Annotated in this window: 9 protein-coding genes; 5 read left to right on the forward strand and 4 right to left on the reverse strand. The window is 44.3% G+C overall.

The genetic code is table 11. The features are described 5' to 3' along the window. Positions 1–59: 59 nt before the first annotated feature. The 4 genes from QUA53_RS24780 to QUA53_RS24795 all read right to left on the reverse strand — a co-directional run bounded on the left by QUA53_RS24780 (position 60) and on the right by QUA53_RS24795 (position 8,274). Positions 60–596: an alpha/beta fold hydrolase gene (locus QUA53_RS24780; protein ID WP_333100315.1), complete on the reverse strand. Its 537-nt coding sequence runs from the start codon at positions 594–596 to the stop codon at positions 60–62. Between the two features lie 331 nt (positions 597–927). After that, positions 928–1,467 carry a DsbA family protein gene (locus QUA53_RS24785; RefSeq protein WP_333100317.1) on the reverse strand — a complete coding sequence of 180 codons (540 nt, stop codon included), beginning with the start codon at positions 1,465–1,467 and terminating at the stop codon, positions 928–930. 208 nt (positions 1,468–1,675) lie between these two features. Beyond that, positions 1,676–2,305 carry a response regulator transcription factor gene (locus QUA53_RS24790; RefSeq protein WP_333100319.1) on the reverse strand — a complete coding sequence of 210 codons (630 nt, stop codon included), beginning with the start codon at positions 2,303–2,305 and terminating at the stop codon, positions 1,676–1,678. Further along, the gene (locus QUA53_RS24795) at positions 2,302–8,274 is read right to left on the reverse strand and encodes an AAA family ATPase (protein ID WP_333100320.1); all 5,973 of its coding nucleotides are present in this window, start codon (positions 8,272–8,274) and stop codon (positions 2,302–2,304) included. Before QUA53_RS24795 ends, QUA53_RS24790 begins: the two co-directional genes overlap by 4 nt. A gap of 122 nt (positions 8,275–8,396) precedes the next feature. Between QUA53_RS24795 and QUA53_RS24800 the strand changes: the two genes are divergently transcribed. The 5 genes from QUA53_RS24800 to QUA53_RS24820 all read left to right on the forward strand — a co-directional run bounded on the left by QUA53_RS24800 (position 8,397) and on the right by QUA53_RS24820 (position 20,471). Then, positions 8,397–8,633: a hypothetical protein gene (locus QUA53_RS24800; protein WP_333249144.1), complete on the forward strand. Its 237-nt coding sequence runs from the start codon at positions 8,397–8,399 to the stop codon at positions 8,631–8,633. A 92-nt stretch (positions 8,634–8,725) separates the two neighbouring features. Then, positions 8,726–9,073, forward strand: a complete 348-nt coding sequence (locus QUA53_RS24805) for a hypothetical protein (protein WP_333100322.1) — start codon at positions 8,726–8,728, stop codon at positions 9,071–9,073. 211 nt (positions 9,074–9,284) lie between these two features. Next, on the forward strand, positions 9,285–10,229 hold the full coding sequence (locus QUA53_RS24810) for an ISL3 family transposase (protein ID WP_333100333.1): 945 nt from the start codon (positions 9,285–9,287) through the stop codon (positions 10,227–10,229). 628 nt (positions 10,230–10,857) lie between these two features. Next, positions 10,858–19,365: a PAS domain S-box protein gene (locus tag QUA53_RS24815; protein WP_333100324.1), complete on the forward strand. Its 8,508-nt coding sequence runs from the start codon at positions 10,858–10,860 to the stop codon at positions 19,363–19,365. After that, a complete protein-coding gene (locus tag QUA53_RS24820; RefSeq protein ID WP_333100325.1) occupies positions 19,362–20,471 on the forward strand; it encodes an adenylate/guanylate cyclase domain-containing protein in 1,110 nt (369 codons plus the stop codon). Before QUA53_RS24815 ends, QUA53_RS24820 begins: the two co-directional genes overlap by 4 nt. Positions 20,472–20,488: the final 17 nt, after the last annotated feature.

The raw sequence follows: 20,488 nt of genomic DNA on the forward strand, positions 1-20,488 counted from the left end.
TGAGGACGACCAGACATTGTAATTCTCTCCTTTACTTTTTACACAAGTCTATCACATCTTTAAAAAAATGGTATCACCTCTCCGGTTTGATACCGTTTGATCCGGTCAAGTGAAACTATCTTCGTGAGTTCTTCGAGTTCAAGTGGGGAGGCCACGCGGCGGGAGATGATAAACGCATTCACCGTAGGCATCTGTGCCACGATCGCTTTCACACGCCGATCAAATGCGGCCAGATGCAGCGCGTGACCGCCGCTATAGGAGAAGCCCCACAGACCGATGCGATCGGGATCAACTTCGCTTTGTAGTTGAGTCCAGGTGATCGCATTGCGAAAGTCCTCATGCTGCTCGGTAGGAAGCATTTGCCCACGAGGTTCTCCCTCACTGGCACCCTGGTAGCGATAATCGAACAGCGAAACGGCGAAACCGGCTTGAGAGAAGAACTCAGCGAACTGCGGCAGTCCCATCTCTTTAGTTAAGCCAATTCCGTGAGCCATAACAATGGCCGGACAGCGATCGCCGGATGCGATTTTATCTGGAGTGTAAAACGTGACGGAACACTTTAAACCTTTACTTTCAAAACAGGTCTTTCTTTGCATAGCTGCTTACCCTCTTATTTCTGGAATAGCTTCGGAAGTCACGGACTAAAAGTTAATTTTTTACTACCATAATTTGCCTGTATTCTGGTTTACTACAGTCGCGATCTTTTTAGCGCTATCGAGGTTATAAAAAAGAAAGTAGAAGCTTTTAAAAGCACCTACGTGACGATTGTAAAACAACAATTAGTGCGTAGTTAACATGACAATACCCCAAGAAGTCTACTTCGGCTGGCAACTAAATTCCACTTATAATCATCTTTATAGAGCAAGGAAATAGATGTCATCAAACTATCCTCAGCGAAATATTATTTAGAGATGAGAGCCAAGAACATTAATTACTCGCAGTGATAATAGCTGCCATCAATTCCTCAATGTTCCAACGACTGGTATATCTAATCCCATTAATAAACAGTGCTGGGGCAGCCGTTACTCCACTGTTTAATCCACTTTCGATATCTTGATTGATGCGATTGATATGTACTTGACTGGATATATCTTGCAGAAATTGGGGAATATCAAGTCCTAGATTATTGGCGTACTCCACAAGATGATCGTTTCCTAACTCTTGTTGATGAGTGAACAAAATATCATGCATCTGCCAAAACTGACCTTGGGCGGCGGCCGATGTGGCCGCTTCGGCTGCGCGTTGGGCATAAGGATGTATTTGCGGCTGTGGAAAGTGGCGAAATACAAAGCACAAGTCGTTGAACTCTTGCTGCATCGCCTTGATTAATTGGTGAGCTTCGCCACAAATGGGACATTGATAGTCACCATATTTAACGAGTGCCACTGAAGCGCTCACCAATCCCTGAATATGATCTTGTTCAGAAATTGGCACAAGCAACCGATTATAATAATCACCGAGACTCATTGACACCTCTTAGGAAAGGAGTGCAGCAGGTAGAGACAGATGATTGCTATAAAACATCTTTCAAAATTCGGTAAATCAATACCTCTGTGTTATCTGTTGCATACTCTCAATTTAGAGAGTTAAGTCGATTTTGTCGCTGAGAAAAACCTCAGAAGATAAGCTGATAAATTATGCAGATGATAACCTGACAAATTTGACAGGTATGACGCTACAAGCTAACAATGCCCCGCCTTAATGCAACGATCACCGCTTGAGTGCGATCCTCTACACCCAACTTACTTAAAATATGATTGATATGAAAGTTGACAGTGCGTTCAGTAATATGTAGAGCCTTGCTAATAACTTGGGTACTCTTACCCGTTGTAATGAGTTGAAGTACCTCTAACTCGCGATCGCTCAATTCTGGACTCGTCATCCGCTCCAGGAGTTTGGCACCGACGCGGGGTGGAATGTGCTTCTGTCCTTTTTGAACTGCACGAATCGCAGATAGCAATTCTTCTGGCTCAGCATCTTTGAGTAAATATCCTTTGGCTCCTGCCCGTAACCCCTGATAAATGTCTTCATCGCCCTCGTATGTCGTCAATACGATAATCCGAGCAGCAGGAAACTCGGTGCAGATGGCAGTAATCGCAGCGACTCCATCCATCTGGGGCATTCGCAAGTCCATCAAAGTTGCATCTGGCTGTTCTTGACGAAAGACAGTGAGTGCCTCCTGACCATTTCCAGCTTGTCCAACAACAAGGATATCTGGTGCTTCTTCCAGCATCGCGACCAAGCCCTGACGCACAACTGGGTGATCGTCTACAACCAGAACACGAATGGCATTAGATTGACTCATGATGGTTTTTCCTGCTGATTTACGAACACCGCGATTTCTGTTCCTTGTCCAGGGGTACTCTGGATCTGGAGTTGTGCCCCAATGCGATCGGCACGTTCTGACATCCCTAATAAACCAAAGCCATTGTAACTAGAAGAACGATCGATGGTAAATCCCTGTCCATCATCCTTGATTCGTAATATGCACTGCGCGGACTGATATATCAGTTCAACGCGAATTTCAGTTGCTGTTGCGTACTTCAGTGCATTTGTTAATGCTTCCTGTCCAATCCTGAGCAGATTATTCTCCACCTCAGAGGGTAGCGAATAGGGGATACCGATGGCTTCACACATAATTGTTATACCAGATGATTCTAGCTGCCTTGTCAGATGTTTGAAAGCGCTGAGCAAATCACTATTTTCTAACAAGTAGGGACGGCGTAGCGCCTCTACAGAGCGACGTGCCTCTGAGAGTCCAGTTTTGGCTAAGTTCTGGACTTGAGCCAGATGAGTCTGAGCTTTTTCTGGGTCTACTGTTATCTTGTTAGCAGCAGTTCTAGCGTGAATGATAATACCCGTGAATGACTGCGCCAGCGTATCGTGAATTTCTCGTGCCATGCGGTTGCGTTCTTCGAGAATTGAGGCTTCTTCAGCGCGTTTTTGGTCGCTAATGTCTGTGATTAGACTGTAGAATCCTATCACTTGAGCATTGCAATCAAAATCGGGAATCAGGGTAGCACTTATGGACTTTTTGCCCAGTGAAAAGGGAATTTCTGCTTCCAAGGTTACAGTTTGCCCTTCAAACGCTTGATTGATATACGGCTCAACAATTTGATACACGGTCTGACCCAGGAGTTCATGAACGTACTTGCCCAGAATCTCATCTTGACTACGGTTAAACCAAACCTCATAGGTGCGGTTGATAAATTGATAGCGTTGATTGGCATCCACATAGCTGACCAGAGCCGGTAGAGCGTCGGTGATCAGTCGTAATTCCTGTTCTCGATGGCGTAGTTCTGCTTCGCTTTGCTGTAAAGCTGCAGTTCGTTGGGCTACCTGCTCCTCTAGAGTGCGGTTGTAATTGGCTAAGAGGCGTTCTGCTTGTTTCCGCTCTGTGATATCTTGAAAGGCGACGATCGCATAAGCTACCTTGCCCTGTTCGTCAAATATTGGAGTTCCCCACGCCTCAACTGGAATGATTTTGTCGTTTTGGTGAATCTCCAAATCGTCAACCGTTGTGCATTCGCCGCTCAATGCTCGAATAACTGGTAGTTTCTCAGTTGGATAGTTTTGATCTGTTCCCGCCAAATAAAATTGATAAACCTCTGGGATTTGTTCTGGTGCCACAGAAGGATCAATCCCTTTACCCGTTAGCTGAATTCCCCGTTGATTGACGTAGTAAACGCGACCAGCCCCATCCAATACTCCAATGCCTACCGGAACCGCTTCTAGAAACTGTTTCATTCTACTTTCGCTAGCGCGTAGCTCTGAGTAGAGCCTAGCATTTTCAATCGCGATCGCTGCTTGGGTGGATAACAGGCTTAAAACTTGCGATCGCTCTGGTGTAAATGCCCCAGTCGCTAATTGATTTTCAAGATACAACACGCCAACCAGCTTACTTTGATTTAGAAGCGGTAAACATAAGATTGATTGAGTTTTATTGTGCTGAATGTATGGGTCATTGATAAAATTGCCTTGATGAACTGCATCATTTAAGATGATACATTCTTGAGTACGAATTACATAATTAATAATTGATTCGGGAAGGCGATTGGCAGTTGAGAGCGATTGCAGCACTTGTGTAGCATAGACATTTTCACCATCACCGTCATTTAGTTCACCACAAGCTTCAATGACCCATTGTTTGGCGTTTTCCAAAATCAGGAATCCGGTTTGTGCACCAGCATTTTCGATTAAAATCTTCATCAAGGAATTGAGCAACTGCTCTAGTTCAATTTCACTAGCGATCGCTTGTGATGCTTTTATCACCGCAGCTAAATCGAAAGCGATGCCTGAACTATTAGAGGTGGTTTTAGAAGTTGTGTGGTTTGATAGGTCAGCCATGCCCGACGGCTGAGGGAATAGTTGTGGATAGCGAGTTTCTAAATCTTTGAGCTTTGCCATTGCTCCCCAGCGTTCATAGCAGTAGTGAGCTTCTTTCATATAGGTTTGGGCAAACTTTTCTCTACCCCGATATAGGTAAAATTTAGCAGCTAATTCATAGGCTAATGCTTCTTCTTGAATATACTCATTGTCTCTAGCCCCTTGAATGGCTTGTTCATAGAACTCTTCTGCCTCAAGTAATTGACCTAAAACTCGTGCTTTCTCTGCCTGTAGCAAATGACATTTATGCAAATAATTCATAGGGGCGTAATGTGCCCACTGTTCCATTTTTTTTAGGTTTTCCGTAATTTCATCTAGGCTTTCTATTTGTGTTTGAGCACTGCTTTCGGAATAGGTTGCAAGCTTTACCAGAGAAGTATAGAGGTAGTACAGGGGGACGAGAGGCGAGGCTGTGGCGCAGACCAAATAACGTTCCGCTACGATTAAGGCTTCAAAGGCCCGAGTGTACTCAGAAAATAGATAGCATAGGATAAGTTTGTTTAAATAGGCAACAAAGACACCATTTCCATCGTTAACTGCTCCATGTTCTGGCAATCCGCTCTCCTCGTTGTAGGATTCGCCAATTAGACGGCATGGATTGACTGAACGTCCCATCAAATTTAAAACGGATTGCTGAAATACTTGATTTAAAGTAAGTGGCACTCCTTGTTTGAACTGACGCATTATTTCACTGTATTCGGTCATATCACGATTAGTTTCTAGGAGTCCCTTTCCGATTACGAAGGATTGCATACAGTAATTATGAGCGCAATACGCGGCAAACTCTAAATCTCCAGTTTCTACTGCACTTTGATAGCTTTCTAATAATGGCTGCAATAAAACTCTTCCATGTTCTTTCCAATGGATGATGAAGGTATTTACGACCATCAATATTCTAGCTCTGAATACATGGGTAGGAAGTTGTGTTAACAGACTCAAAGCCAGTTGTCCAAATTGGTAACCAGACTCAATGTCTTCGACGGTTCCGCAAAGAACTAACCCTAAGTTGGCATACGCAAAAGGAGACTCAGAGGCATTGCCATATTGGATGGACAAGTTGACTTGTTTAAATACAAGTAGAGCCATTAAAGCAGGAGCAGTGCTATAAGCAGCAATCATGACGCTAGATAGGATTTGCATCGCCGCCAATTTCTCTGGCTCGGTCATCTCCGGCAAATGGCTCAAATCCTTAATTGGTTTCTCACGAAAGTAGGATGTAATTGTGTCTAGTTCAAGCCAAATATCTGCCTGACTGGGTTCTTCGGGAAAACTAATTCCCAGTTGCCGCAAAACTTGCAACGCAGTATTAATTGCTTTCAAGTGCTCACTTTGTGCCATGCTGGTTTGGATTTTGGCTTTGTAAGCTTTCACGATATCGAGAACCGTTTTAGCCTCTTGTAGAACGGCTCCTGCCCACTGTTCTACATCTTCAAACTCGCCACATAAGTACGTTACTTCTGTTGTTTCTGAAAATAAGTCTAAGGTCAAGTCATAGTCTGTTTGCCAGCTAGACGCTGCCAGCCATTCTCTTCCTGTCGCTAAATATTTTTTAGCAATCATGTAAGCGATCGCCCCTTTTGCTTTCTGACCTGCCATTAAATTCAATCTGGCAATTTCATTGCATTCATTTTGATCGGAGATAAGCTCAATTCCATGATTGAGATGATCCACAATTTCAAACAACCGGTTTGATAGTCGCTCTGGCAAGGTTTTTTCAAGTAAATTGCGACCAATCTGGAGATGAACTACTTGTTTCTGCGACTCATCAATTAGGGCGTATGCCGCTTGCTGTACGCGATCGTGCAAAAATTTATAGTTTTGAACTAACAAGTCCTCATCTAATTCAGAGAGGGGTTGAATTAATCCGCCTTGTATGGCTACCAATAAATCCAAAAAAAGCGTTTTAGGGGATTTCTCACAAACAATTGATAATGTATCTAAGTCAAATTCAGCCCCGACACAAGCAGCTAAACGGAGAATTTGCTGTGTTGCCTCTGGCAGTTTCTTCAACTTGCTCAGCATCAAATCTACCACATTATCGGTGATATTTTGGGCTTGAATCTGAGCAATGTTATACTGCCAGCTTAACTTGTGTGCATCAAAGGTCAACAAATTTTCGCTATACAGTATTCTCAAAAATTCGTTGGCAAAGAAAGGATTACCCTCAGTTTTACACAGCACCAACTGCGCTAAGGCACGACCGGAGTCAGCATCCTGATGTAGCGTCTCGGCAATCAACTGGTTTAACGGCTCCAGCGTTAACGGTGCCAGGACAATCTCCTGAAGCACTGCCCCTTGTTTTCGCAGTCTCTCAAAGGTTAATACTAATGGGTGTGTTGGATTTACTTCATTATCTCGATAGGCTCCAATTAAGAATAAGAATTGGGTTTGCTCATCGAGCATCATTAACTCAAGCAGTCTGAGCGTCGCGATATCTGCCCATTGCAAATCATCTAAAAATATAGCCAGTGGATGTTCCTTTGAGCAAAATACTCGCACAAACTGCTGAAAGACTCGATTAAAACGATTTTGAGCTTCCGTTGCTCCAACTTCCGGTACAGGGGGCTGCGTGCCAATAATTAACTCAACTTCAGGGATGACATCAATGATGATTTGTCCGTTGTTTCCCAAGGTGGTGAGCAGCTGCGATCGCCACTGTTGCAACTGTTCGTCGGGTTCACCCAGCAGTTGTTGCATCAATTTTTGTAGGGCATGGGCGATCGCGCTGTAGGGAATATTGCGCTCAAATTGATCAAATTTACCAGAGATGAAATAGCCGCGCTTTTGGGTGATTGGTTTATGGATTTCCTGGACTAACGCTGATTTGCCAATTCCAGCATAGCCAGATACCAACATCATTTCGACTTTGAATTTTGTTTCTGTATTGTTGGGTAAAGCAGCGACGCAATTGTACTCTGGACATCCTACGCGAACGAAAGCTGCTAATAACAGTGCAACTTCCTGTTCTCGTCCATATAGTTTTTGGGGAATTTGAACCTGATCCGAAACGTCTTGAAGCGCCAGTTGAATGGTGTCAATTTGACCTGTTTCTGCGAACTGACGAAGACAGGTTTCTAAATCGGCTTTGATTCCCCAAGCACTTTGATAACGCTCTTCAGCATTTTTCGCCATCAGTTTCAAAATAATATCTGAAACGGGTTTGGGAATCGTTACCTTCAGTTCGTGAGGTGGAATAGGCTGTTTGGCAATATGACAATGAACTAGCTCAAGGGTGTCTGTTGTGGGAAACGGCAGATGTCCAGTTGAAAGCTCGTAGAACGTCACACCAAGCGAGTAAAAATCGGTGCGGTAATCGAGGAAACGGTTCATACGCCCGGTTTGCTCAGGAGAGAGGTAGGCGAGGGTTCCTTCTAGAACATGAGGGCTTTTGAAGGTTGGATTCGTGCGGTTAAATTGGGTAGCAATTCCGAAGTCAATAATTTTAACAACACCAGTATCTGGATTCAAAACAATGTTTCCAGGGTTGATATCCTTATGGATGACATTGGCGGCATGGATTTTGCCGAGAATATCTGTGATGTCGATCGCTAGCCCCAGAAACGTGGATAAGGGCATCGGGCAGAAGTTCTCTGGACGCTTGTGCCTCCATTGCTCTAGGGACTCTCCGCCAAAGTCTTCTAAGAAAATGATGAGTGTGCGTTGATAGTCCTGCTGACTGTATGCCTTGACGACTCCTTGCAGGTTGAGAGAACGGGTAATTTTATATTCCTGTTTGTAGCGGATTAATTCTTGAGGAGATGGATAATCTTGTTTGAGCATTTTTATGACGAGCGCTCGATCGTCTTGGACGCTGATGCCCCGATACACTAGAGAATTAGAACTTTCGTAAATTTTGCTGAGAATAGCAATACCCGGTAGAGCAACCATAGAGCTTCTCTCGATGAGTACGATGGGAGATACCTCAAACTATAGAACCCATTGAAGATTTTTTAGCGAGATCGGTTGAGCAGCCGATCGCCCCGCCAAAGCTCTTTTTAGCCGTGATGCCGATGCAGCCGAGTGGTATCGACGTACAATCAGCCGCCGATGCGGTGAGACTCATCAAACAAGCTCAATCGGTGAGACTTGGATCGCCCCAAGCGGTGATGTTTCGCTTGCCGTGCGGTAAAGGGGACAAAGCTAAAAACCGAAGCAATAGAGCTGTTGGGAAAACTTACACCCACCATCAAGCCGTGTTCAAATCGGTCATTCACCAAAAACCAGCGATCGCTGATTCTTCGGGTTAAGCAGCTACGGTGTGGGATTTAGGCGACCAACCTGCCTCATATTCTGGCAAAGAGTACAGCCGACTGTTTAAGGAAATCATGGGAGCGTTGACATGAGCACCAAGAAACGCAAACCGCTAGGCAGCGCGATCGAAGAATTTGTTTTCGGTACAAAGGAAGCTGCATCACCACCAACACCATTCGTTGTATCACCAGCACCAACGCCCACAGCATCACTAACACCGTTCGCTTTATTGCCCGCAACACCACCACCACCGTTCGCTTTATTGCCCACCGCAAAACCACCACAGCCGGAAGCATTTGCACCAGAACCCGTACCTATTCAATCAAAGGAGCATAGTTTAATGAGCAAACTGCAAGTAGCCGATAAAGAAGCCACGGTCAGGTTGGCTCTCCTGAGTTTATGGTGTAAAATAGATCAACCAATACAGTTAGAGTGATGACCTTTCATTTAGACTATTTATTAGACTTGCCTGGAGTCAAGGTTGAAACTTGCACTCAAATTGAAGGACAAATTTACTTTCGCCGCTCGTGTTGTAGCGTCAGGAATAGTTTGTCCTCACTGTAATAATTATACAGAAAAACTGCATCAAAATTGACCTATATTAGCCAGGGATTTGTCAGTTTTCGGTCGCGAGTGTGTATTTACAAGTGCCTCGTCGGCAGTTTTACTGCCCTAGTTGTCAACGTTACATTACAGAAAAATTAGAATTTTTGAACCCAAAAAGACGGCCTACTCAACGATACGAACAAAATATTTATGCACGTGTTCAACAGTCGAGCATGGAACAAATTGGGCGAGAAGAAGGATTGAGTTATGACGAAATTAAAGGTATTTTTGCTCATGTCCATTCCTGTAAAAAAAAAGCTGTTGGGAGTCAGCACTCGCGAGTGAGTATAGATGAGATAAGTATGAGAAAAGGAAAAGGAAGTTTCGTAACTGTTGTTAGTGACATTGAAGGTGGTAATTTGATTGAAATGATTGACTCTCACCGTCAACAAGATATAGTGAAAATCCTTATACAACAGCCGTTTGAGGTTCGAGAAAAAGTTGAGGAAGTGAGTGTTGATATGTGGGGAGGATTTCCAAAAATGATAGAACAAGTATTTCCATATGCCCAAGTTGTTATTGACCGTTTTCACGTGATGAAAGCAGTTAATCAAGACTTGAATAAGTTGCGTAGAGCAATAGGAATTACAGATAGAGGCCGTAAATATTTATTGTTGAGTAATCGAAGCAACCTTAATTTAGAGCAAATTCACAGGTGGGAACTCACCTTTAAAAAATCAGAATGTTTAAGAATTGCTTATGAGATGAAAGAAGAGTTTCGAGAAATATACGAAACCCATATGACCGTCAAAATGGCGCAGGAAAAGTTTAAGACTTGGCTGAATTATGCGTCGCTCTTTTTCAAAGAATCAGCTTCGACAATTGTCAATCATTTTGAAGGAATTTGTAACTACTTTCTTAATCGCACCACAAGTGGAGTGATGTCAGGGATAAATAATCGAATTAAGTTGATTATGCGACAAGGATATGGCTTTTCTAATTTTGACAACTTTCGATCTCGTGTATTAGCTTGCTTTTCTAATTAGATAAAGATATCACCGTAAGTTCCCGAGAGCCAAATAATCAAAGCGCGAACTCTTTTATATTTACTCTCGAACATAACATAGATTGCATGGAAAGGCGATCGCTCTTTTTTTTGCAAGGGCGATCGCTCTTTTATCTGGGCGATTGTAATTGGCAAATAAATCATCGGGTTATACCTCTTTTAGGGGCGATAAGTTGAAGGGATTAGGTGCGAGCGCACCTAATCATATAAAGTCCAGCCCCATATATTGTCTAATTTGTGCAAGTAATCTTGACGCAAGTCTGTTACACGCTTATGAAAACAAGCTAGTTGATGCTTCGCTGACTCTCTAGACTTCGATCCTTTAACTTTCCTTACGACTAACCGGCCGTGGCCACAAGAAAGAACACACGATCCCGTTTCCAGACGGCGAGGGCTCTCCGAGGGAGGAGCCAAATCGATCACTCGCGTGAACCGTTAAAGGCGTAAAATTTAGTATTTATAATTAAAATTTTGAGCAGCGATTCACTTCTACTCTTTGTAACTTCCCCTGTGACAATTGAGGGGGCGGAATGTAGGCTTGAACAATAGGCGTTAAGTCCGGTTGATTGTGCACTCTTGTCTTTGAAAATTAACTATCGGGTGTCAGTATGCTTGTTCTGCCTAACATTGAGGTTCACGCCCAAATTTACTCAAGCGCCAATTCGCTAGTTTACCGAGGGACAAGCCAGCCGGACCACACCCCGGTTATCCTCAAACTCCTCAAACAAGACTATCCCACTCCTTCAGAACTGACCCGCTACAAGCAAGAATATGAAATTACCCGCTCTCTGAATCTCCAAGGCGTAATTAAGGTTTATAGTCAGCAAGTCTATCAAAGAACGCTGGTCATGGTTGTGGAGGATTTTGGCGGCGAGTCTTTGGAGAAACTGCGCCACGACTTGCCAGAATTATATTGCCCGATGCCGTTAGCCGAATTTCTGCGTCTAGCCATTCAAGTGACAGAAATTTTAGGCTCAATTCACGCCGCCCAGCTCATCCATAAAGACATCAACCCCAATAACATCATCTTAAATCCGGCTACCGGGATAGTCAAAATCATTGATTTTGGCATTGCCACCCGATTTGCCCGCACCAATCCGAGTTTCAGCAATCCCACGGCCCTGGAAGGCACTTTAGCCTATATCTCCCCAGAGCAAACCGGGAGAATGAATCGGATGCTCGATTACCGGACAGATTTCTACTCGCTGGGAGTCACTTTTTATGAACTGCTGGTGGGGCAACTACCATTTGTGACGGAGGATGTGCTGGAATTGGTGCATTGTCATCTTGCCAAACAGCCAGTTCCACCATGTGAGGTGAATGCAGCAATTCCTCTGATTGTTTCTGATATTATTGTGAAGTTGATGGCAAAAAATGCCGAAGAGAGATATCAGAGTGCGGTTGGAATCAAAGCGGATTTAGAAGAGTGTCTATTGCAGTTAGATACAACAGGTCGAATTGAAGAGTTTCAATTAGGAACTCAAGATATTTCTGATAAGTTTCAAATTCCGCAAAAGCTGTACGGACGAGAGGCTGAAGTTAATATCTTACTAACCGCATTTGAGAGAGTAGCAGGAGAAGAGAAGGAGAATATAATTACTACTTCTAAGCCCAAAATCGAAATGATGCTCGTTGCTGGCTATTCTGGAATTGGCAAGTCAGCCCTGGTGCAAGAAATTTATAAACCTGTTACCCAAAAGCGAGGGTATTTCATTGCCGGGAAATTTGACCAGTTTGGGCGCAATATTCCCTATTCGGCTGTAGTTAGTGCCTTTCAATCTTTAGTGCGGCAACTGTTGGCGGAACCAGAAGAGTCTCTGCAACGATGGAGAGAAAAAATCCTGGTAGCTACAGGTGCGATCGCTCAAATCATTATAGATGTCATTCCGGAAGTGGAACTGATTATCGGCACTCAACCCCCCGTGCCAGAAATCGGGGCAACGGAAGCGCAAAATCGCTTTAAATTGGTATTTCAGAAGTTCATTCGGGTGTTCTGCTCTCCACAGCATCCTTTGGTAATTTTCCTTGACGATCTGCAATGGGTAGATAATGCAACGCTGAAGTTAATCGAGTTGATGATGAGCGATAGCGAGACACAATCTCTGTTGTTAATTGGGGCGTATAGAGATAACGAAGTCGATGCAAATCACCCGTTGATGTTGCTGCTGGCTGAGTTACGCAACAAAGGCGTTACGGTCAATCAAATCACCCTCACACCTTTAGCTCTAGAGGATACTCGCCAACTGATAGCTGAGACATTGCACACAGATACTGCCTCAGTTGCACCGTTGGCAGAATTGGTGCAGCGAAAAACGCTGGGCAATCCCTTCTTTGTCGAGCAATTTCTGCAAACTTTGCATACAGAAAATTTAATTGAGTTTATTCCCCCTCAATCTCCCACCCTCCTTAGTAAGGGGGGACTTCAGGGGATAGGGGAATGGCAATGGAATTTGTCTCAAATTGAAGTACAAAATATCACCGATAATGTTGTGGAGTTAATGATTGGCAAACTGAAACAATTGCCCCCCATCACACAGCAGGTACTACGTTTAGCCGCTTGTGTTGGTACTAATTTCAGTTTAAATATCCTGGCGATCGTTTGTGAAAAATCAGCCGATGAACTGTTTGCTGATCTCATCAAGGCGGTTAAGCTAGGGGTCATCTTGCCAACTTCTGAGTTAGATGAGCAACTGTTGATTGAAGATTACAAATTCTTGCACGATCGCGTTCAGCAAGCGGCGTATGCTTTAATTGACGCAAATCAAAAGCAAGCGGTTCACTTACAAATTGGTCGCAATCTCTGGCATTCGACTACACACGAGACGTTAGCAGACAAGGTTTTTGAGATAATAGATCATCTTAACCTGGGCGTTGAACTTGTTTTTGAGCAAGCCGAACGAGAGGCGATCTCGCAGTTGAATTTGCTGGCAGGACAGAAAGCGAAAGCGGCAACAGCTTATGATGCCGCATTGAGATATCTGACTACGGGGATAAAATTGCTAACGGTTGATAGTTGGCAACATCAATACGATCTCAGCCTAGTTCTGCATGAGGAAGCGGCAGAAGCTGCATACTTGTGCAGTGACTTCGATGAAATGAAGAAATGGGCAACGGTTGTCTTGCAACAAGCCAAGACTGTTCTGGACAAAGTGAAAGTTTATGAGGTCAAAATTCTAACCTGCATCGCGCAGAGTAACAGACTCGAAGCTATCAAGATAGGGCTACAAGTTCTCGAACAGTTAGGGGTGAGTTTCCCGAAGTTGCCTACTCATCTGGATATTCAGCAGAAGTTGGAAGAAACAAGAGCTGCTTTGACGGGGAAGAGTATAGAGGACTTGATTAGCTTGCCTGTGATGACAGACAAATACAAACTGGCAGCTATGCGGATCTTATGTAGCATAGGCGCTGCTACCTATCAAATTGGGTCGGTACTGGTACCACTGATTGTCTGCGAACAGATAAAGTTATTGATTGAGCATGGTAACTCTCTCTTTTCTGCTTTTACTTATGCTGCTTACGGACTCATTTTAAATGGGGTAGCTAATGATATTGAATCTGCTTATCAATTTGGTCAATTGGCTTTAAATCTGATTGATCGGTTTAATTATACAGAGCAAAAGTGTAAAACGAACTGTATGATTGCAAAATTCATATTACATATGAAACATCATGTTAGGGATTGTTTATCACTTTATGAAGAATCTTACTTTAGCGGCATAGAAAATGGAGATTTTGAATATGCCAGCTATGCCGCAACGAGTAAAGGTCAAAATTCATATTTCAGTAGTCTAGAACTAAAGGAGTTGGAACGCGAGTTTGGTTTCTGGAGTCATGCCATAGCTCAATTGGGGCAGGAAAATGCTTTAACTCAGAATCAAATGCATCACCAAGCAGTTCTTAACTTACTTGGAAGGGTTGAAAATCCCTGCCACCTACAAGGTGCGGTATACAACGAAGAGAAAAGACTGCCCCTTCATTTAGCTACCAATGACAGAACTACAATTCATTACCTTTATAGCCATAAGCTTATCCTCTGTTATCTGTTTGAGGAGTTTACTGAAGCCGTAGAAAATGCCAGCTCTGCCGAACAGTATTTGGAGGGTGTGACAGGAGCGCTAGATATCCCTATATTCTATTTATATGATTCTCTGGCGCGTCTGGCAGTATATCCTTCTGTCTCTAGTTCGGAGCGAGAAGATTTGCTCGTCAAGGTGAGCGGCAATCAAGAAAAAATGCAGAAATGGGCATATCATGCTCCAATGAATTTTCAGCATAAATACGATTTGGTAGAAGCAGAGAAAGCTAGAGTATTAGGGAATATTATTGAAGCCGAAGAGTTTTATGAACGAGCAATTATTGGAGCTTGTGAAAACGAATATATCCAAGAAGAAGCATTAGCTTATGAGTTAGCCGCCAAGTTTTATCTAGCGCGGGGACGGGAGAAGTTCGCCTCTATGTATATGAAAGAGGCACACTATTGCTACCAACGTTGGGGGGCTTTAGCCAAGATTAAAGACTTAGAAAATCGCTATCCACAATTGCTCAACCGCGATCGCGCCAGCAGTTCCACCGAGCATCACCAACCCACGATTACCTCCAGTGGAGCGTTGACAACTCTCGATCTGTCTGCTGTAATGAAAGCCGCTCAAGCACTCTCCGAAGAAATTCGCCTTGATCGCTTAATTGCTTCACTGATGCAAGTTTTGATTGAGAATGCCGGAGCTGAGAAGGGGGCTTTGATTTTGCAAGAAGAGACGCTAGTAGTGGCCGCTCAATGTGTTGGCAATGAAAGCTGCAACCTGCAACCGATTGCTCTAACTGAGTGCTTGAGTATTCCTGCAGCCGTCATTCACTATGTCGAACGCACATCCGAAACTTTGGTGCTAGAAGATGCATTGGTTCATCCAACCTTTGCCACCGATCCCTACATTCAACAACACCAGTGTCGATCGCTGCTGTGTATCCCAATCATTCATCAATCTAAGTTAATTGGCATTCTTTACTTAGAAAATAACCTGAGTACAGCAGCTTTTACTAGCGATCGCTTAGAAGTACTCAAACTTCTCACGGCTCAAGCTGCAATCGCATTAGAAAATGCTCGACTCTATGAGCGCCTAGAGGACTATTCCGAGACGCTGGAGGCGAAAGTAGACGAGAGAACTCAGGCATTGCAACAAGAGATTGCCGATCGGCAAAAAGCAGAGGAAGCCCTGAAAGAATCTGAGGCAGAACTGCGCTTAATGTTTGATGCTATGACGGATACGGTTACAGTGTTTGATGTCCAAGGACAGTTCTTGAAACACATCGAGACTCAATCAACCTTTGCTTACAAACCTCGCTTGAACCGGATTGGTAAAACCGTGCATCAAGTGTTTCCTCAACAGACCGCTGATTTATTTGTGGATGCCATTCGGCGGGCGTTGTACTTGCAAGAGAGTTCTCGCTACATCTTAGAATGTCCGGAAAGCCTTCCCCTCAACCAGCGCGGTATTAATGTGGAATATAGCTTGCCGATTCAGGGCAAAATAACCTGGTTCTCTGCCAGTGTCTCTGCCCTATCCGAGAATACGGTGCTTTGGGTGGCTCGTGATATAAGCGATCGCAAACAAGCCGAAGAAGCATTGCGCCAAAGCGAAGCGAAGTATCGTAATCTGGTGCAAACTGCCAACTCAATCATCATACGCTTCGATACTCAAGGGCGGATTCGATATTTGAACGATTATGGGCAGACGTTTTTTGGCTATGAGGAAAGCGAGATCTTAGGACGCACCTTATTAGAAACTATCGTTCCACAAACAGAAACCTCTGGGCGGGATCTCAAGCAATTCCTTAGCAATCTCTTTCAAGATCCTGAGTCCTATCTCCGAATGGAGAATGAAAACCTTTGCCGGGATGGCACGCGAGTTTGGGTCACTTGGTCGAATAAAGCCATCCTAAATGAATGGGGACAGTTAGTTGAAATTCTATCGGTTGGCAACGACATCACAAAGCGCAAACAAGCAGAGGAAGCATTGCAACAGAGCGAAACGAATTATCGTACTCTGGTGCAAACTGCCAATTGGATTATCGTGCGCTCCGATGCTCGAGGGCGGATTCGATACTTGAATGACTACGGGCAAAAGTTTTTTGGCTATGAAGAGAGCCAAGTCTTGGGACGTACCCTTTTAGAAACTATCGTTCCACAGACAGAAACCTCTGGGCGCGACCTCAAACAATTTGTTAGCAATGTCTTTCAAGATCCTGAGTCTTACCTACTTGTTGAGAACGAAAATATTTGCCGGGATGGCAAGCGAGTTTGGGTTACTTGGTCTAACAAACCAATTTTAGATGATCGCGGTCAGTTAGTTGAAATTTTATCCGTTGGTACTGACATTACAAAGCGCAAACAAGCAGAGGAAGCCCTGCAAGAAAGCGAAGCGAAGTTTCGTAACATTTTTGAAAATTCCCAAATGGGAATTTTCCGAACGCGCATCGAAGATGGTTTGATTCTCGATGCCAATCAATGCTTTATCAACATATTTGGATTTGATTCACCGACTGAGGTGATCGGTATAAAACGCACCGTAGACTTCTACGTCGATCTACATCAACGCCAACAAGCCGTCGAACAGCTACAAACTTATGGAGAACTCCAAAACTTTGAAGTTCAGCTTCGCAAACGCGATGGGACATTGTTTTGGGCGCTTTATTCGTCCCGCCTTGATGTGGATGCGGGATATATGGAAGGCGTGATTGCAGATATCAGCGATCGCAAACAAGCTGAAGAAGCATTGCGCCAAAGTGAACTCAAGTTCCGCAATACTGTTGAGAACGTCAACGATATTATCAAAATCATTACCTCAGAAGGTATTTTCTCTTATGTTTCTCCTAACTGGAGCAACTTTTTAGGACACCAACCCAACGAGATTATCGGAACGCACTTTGCCCCCTTAATTCACCCAGAAGATCGACAGCGATGCTTGGAGCTATTTACTAAACTGGTTGAGGCAAACCAACCCATTTCTGAATTAGAATATCGCGTCCAGCATAAAGAAGGAAGTTGGCGCTGGTATGTCTCCAATTTAGGTACGATACAGGATGCGGAAGGCAAAGTGCTATATTGCGTGGGAGTAGCACGAGATATTAGCGATCGCAAAGCAGCAGAAGTTGCACTGCAACGTCGAGCCGAACTTGATAACTTACTCAGCCAAATCTCGCGTCAGTTTATTGATCGAGACGGAGAAACAGCAGTTCCAGTTGTTTTAGAGTTGATGGCTCGCTACATCGGTGCAGAACGAGGAGCTATCTTTGAATACGATAACAATCACACCAGATGTCAGTTAGCTTATGAATGGTGTGCTGAAAATATTCAACCTCTGACACTTGAAGCCAGAGAATCGAGCGTTGATGAATATCCATTTTTGCATCAACAGTTTTTGGCTGGACAAGCATTATATACGGACGATATTAATATAATTCCTAATGGCCCAGAGCGGCAGCTATTTATCAATCAGTCGATTCAATCTGTCCTAGTCGTGCCCACAATCTATCAAGAAAGGGTGACAGGGTTTATTGGAATTGATGTTGTTAGTTTCCAGAAAAGCTGGAGTCAAACCGATATTAATAATCTGAAACTGTTTGGAGAGCTGATCGCGATTGGACGAGCGAGACAGAAAGCCGAAGTTGCCCTACAGCAAGCCAAACTTGCAGCAGAAGCGGCAAATCGCACCAAGAGCGAGTTTTTGGCAAACATTAGCCACGAACTACGTACCCCACTTAACATTATTTTAGGATTCACTCAACTCTTGCAGCGCGATCGCGTTCTCACCTCTCAGCAACACGACTATTTGGGTACCATAGCCCGCAGCGGCGAGCATTTGCTGGAGTTGATTAATGACGTGTTGGAAATGTCCAAGATTGAAGCTGGACAAGCTCGTTTGAATGAAACTAGCTTCGATCTCTATTATTTGCTCAACACTTTAGAGGATATGTGGCAGCAGAAAGCGGCTTCCAAGGGACTTCAGTTAACCGTTGAACAGCAAGCCGATATCCCACAATATGTGCAAACGGATGAGAGTAAGTTACGCCAAATCTTGATGAACTTGCTCTCAAATGCGATTAAGTTTACTCAAGTTGGCAGGGTAACACTGCGCGTGTCATTAGTTGGCCGTGGAGGGCAAATGACAATACAAAGAACCAATGAGCAAGAACAAATAACCATTTACTTTGAAGTCGAAGATACCGGAGCAGGAATTGCCCCAGACGAACTCGAAATCTTGTTCAATGCCTTTTCTCAAACCGAAACGGGGCGCAAATCTCAGCAAGGAACAGGGCTAGGACTAGCGATTAGCCGAGAATTTGTGCGGCTGATGGGTGGCAACCTGACGCTAGAAACCCAGGTTGGCCGGGGAACTACGTTTCGGTTTGATGTGCCAGTAGCGATCGCTTCTGCTTCTGAAACTTCAACACCTAAGCATCATCAACGTGTAATTGGGCTAGAACCCGGGCAACCACGCTATCGCCTGCTGATTGTCGAAGACAAGTGGGAAAATCGGCAGCTATTACGAAAAATGCTAGAGCCTATTGGGTTTGAGGTGCAAGAAGCCATCAATGGACAAGAAGGAATTGCCCTATGGGAAAGCTTTGAACCCCACTTAATCTGGATGGATCTACGAATGCCTGTGTTGAACGGTTATGAAGCGACCAAACAAATTAAATCACACTTAAAAGGACAAGCAACGGTGGTTATTGCCTTAACGGCAAGTGCCTTTGAGGAAGAACGAGTAGTGGCGCTATCGGCAGGCTGCGATGACTTTGTGCGTAAACCCTTCCACGAAGCAGAAATCTTTGAAAAAATGGCTCACTATCTCGGAGTGCGCTACGTTTACGAATCACTTTCTCCTGCGTCTCCCAAACCCGAAGCGGCTGATCCGCTCAACTCAGAACGGCTGAAGGTGATGTCTACGACATGGCGAGAGCAGCTTCATCAGGCGGCGACTCAAGTGGATGCAGACCTAGTATTAGAATTAATTGGTCAGATTCCACCCGAACATGATTCTCTGGCTCTGGCATTGGCTGAGTTGGTTAATCACTATCGATTCGATTGCCTTGTTGCAATAACTCAACCTCAACAGTGACATCCTCTAACGCCAAAGGCAATATCCTGATTGTGGACGACACGCCGGACAACCTGCGCCTGCTGTCGTCTACGCTAAACGATCGCGGGTACAAAGTACGGAGCGTGATTAATGGTGCAATGGCGCTGATGGGCGCACAAGCCGCCCCACCCGATCTGATTATGCTTGACATCAGAATGCCAGATATGGATGGTTACGAGGTTTGTACTCACCTGAAAGCTGATGAGCAAACTCGCGAGATTCCGGTGATTTTTATTAGTGCGCTTGATGAGGTACTCGATAAAGTCAAAGCCTTTAGGGTTGGTGGGGTGGACTACATTACTAAACCGTTTGAGTTTGAAGAGGTTCTAGCTCGAATTGAGAATCAACTGACTATTCGGAACTTGCAACGGCAGCTAAAAGCGCAAAATGCCCAGCTCCAGCAAGAGATTAAAGAGCGTACTTTGGTAGAAGAGGCACTCCGAGTAGAACAAAAAAAGTCAGAAAGCTTATTGCTAAATATTTTGCCTGAGGTGATCGCAGAGCAGCTCAAGCAGAATCAGGGTGCTCTTGCCGAACGCTTTGATGAGGCAACAGTTCTATTTGCTGACTTAGTAGACTTTACACCGCTTGCCGCTCACGTTTCGCCCCTAAAACTGGTAGGCTTGCTCAATCAAATTTTTTCAGAGTTTGATCGACTGGCATACCAGTACGGTTTAGAGAAAATCAAAACCATTGGAGATGCCTACATGGTGGCAGGAGGTTTGCCAGTGCCAAAGTCAGACCATGCCGAAGCGATCGCACAAATGGCGCTAGATATGCAAAGCGCGATCGCTAGCTTTCAAATCAAGCCAGATGAACCGTTCCAAATTCGCATTGGCATCCACACTGGGCCAGTTGTTGCCGGGGTGATTGGCGTTGCGAAGTTTAGCTATGATCTTTGGGGAGACACGGTGAATACAGCGGCACGCATGGAGTCTCATGGAGTGGTTGGAGCAATTCAAGTTACGGAACAGACCTATGAGCGATTACGCTCTCAGTATTTTTTTCAAGAGCGGGGTGTTATCCCGGTAAAAGGTAAGGGTGAGATGAGAACGTATTTCCTGATTGGTAGAAGACACAATTAGAAAACTGTGTGAAAGAT

Source organism: Microcoleus sp. Pol12B3 (genome assembly GCF_036701355.1).
In the GTDB taxonomy this organism is placed as follows: Bacteria; Cyanobacteriota; Cyanobacteriia; order Cyanobacteriales; family Microcoleaceae; genus Microcoleus.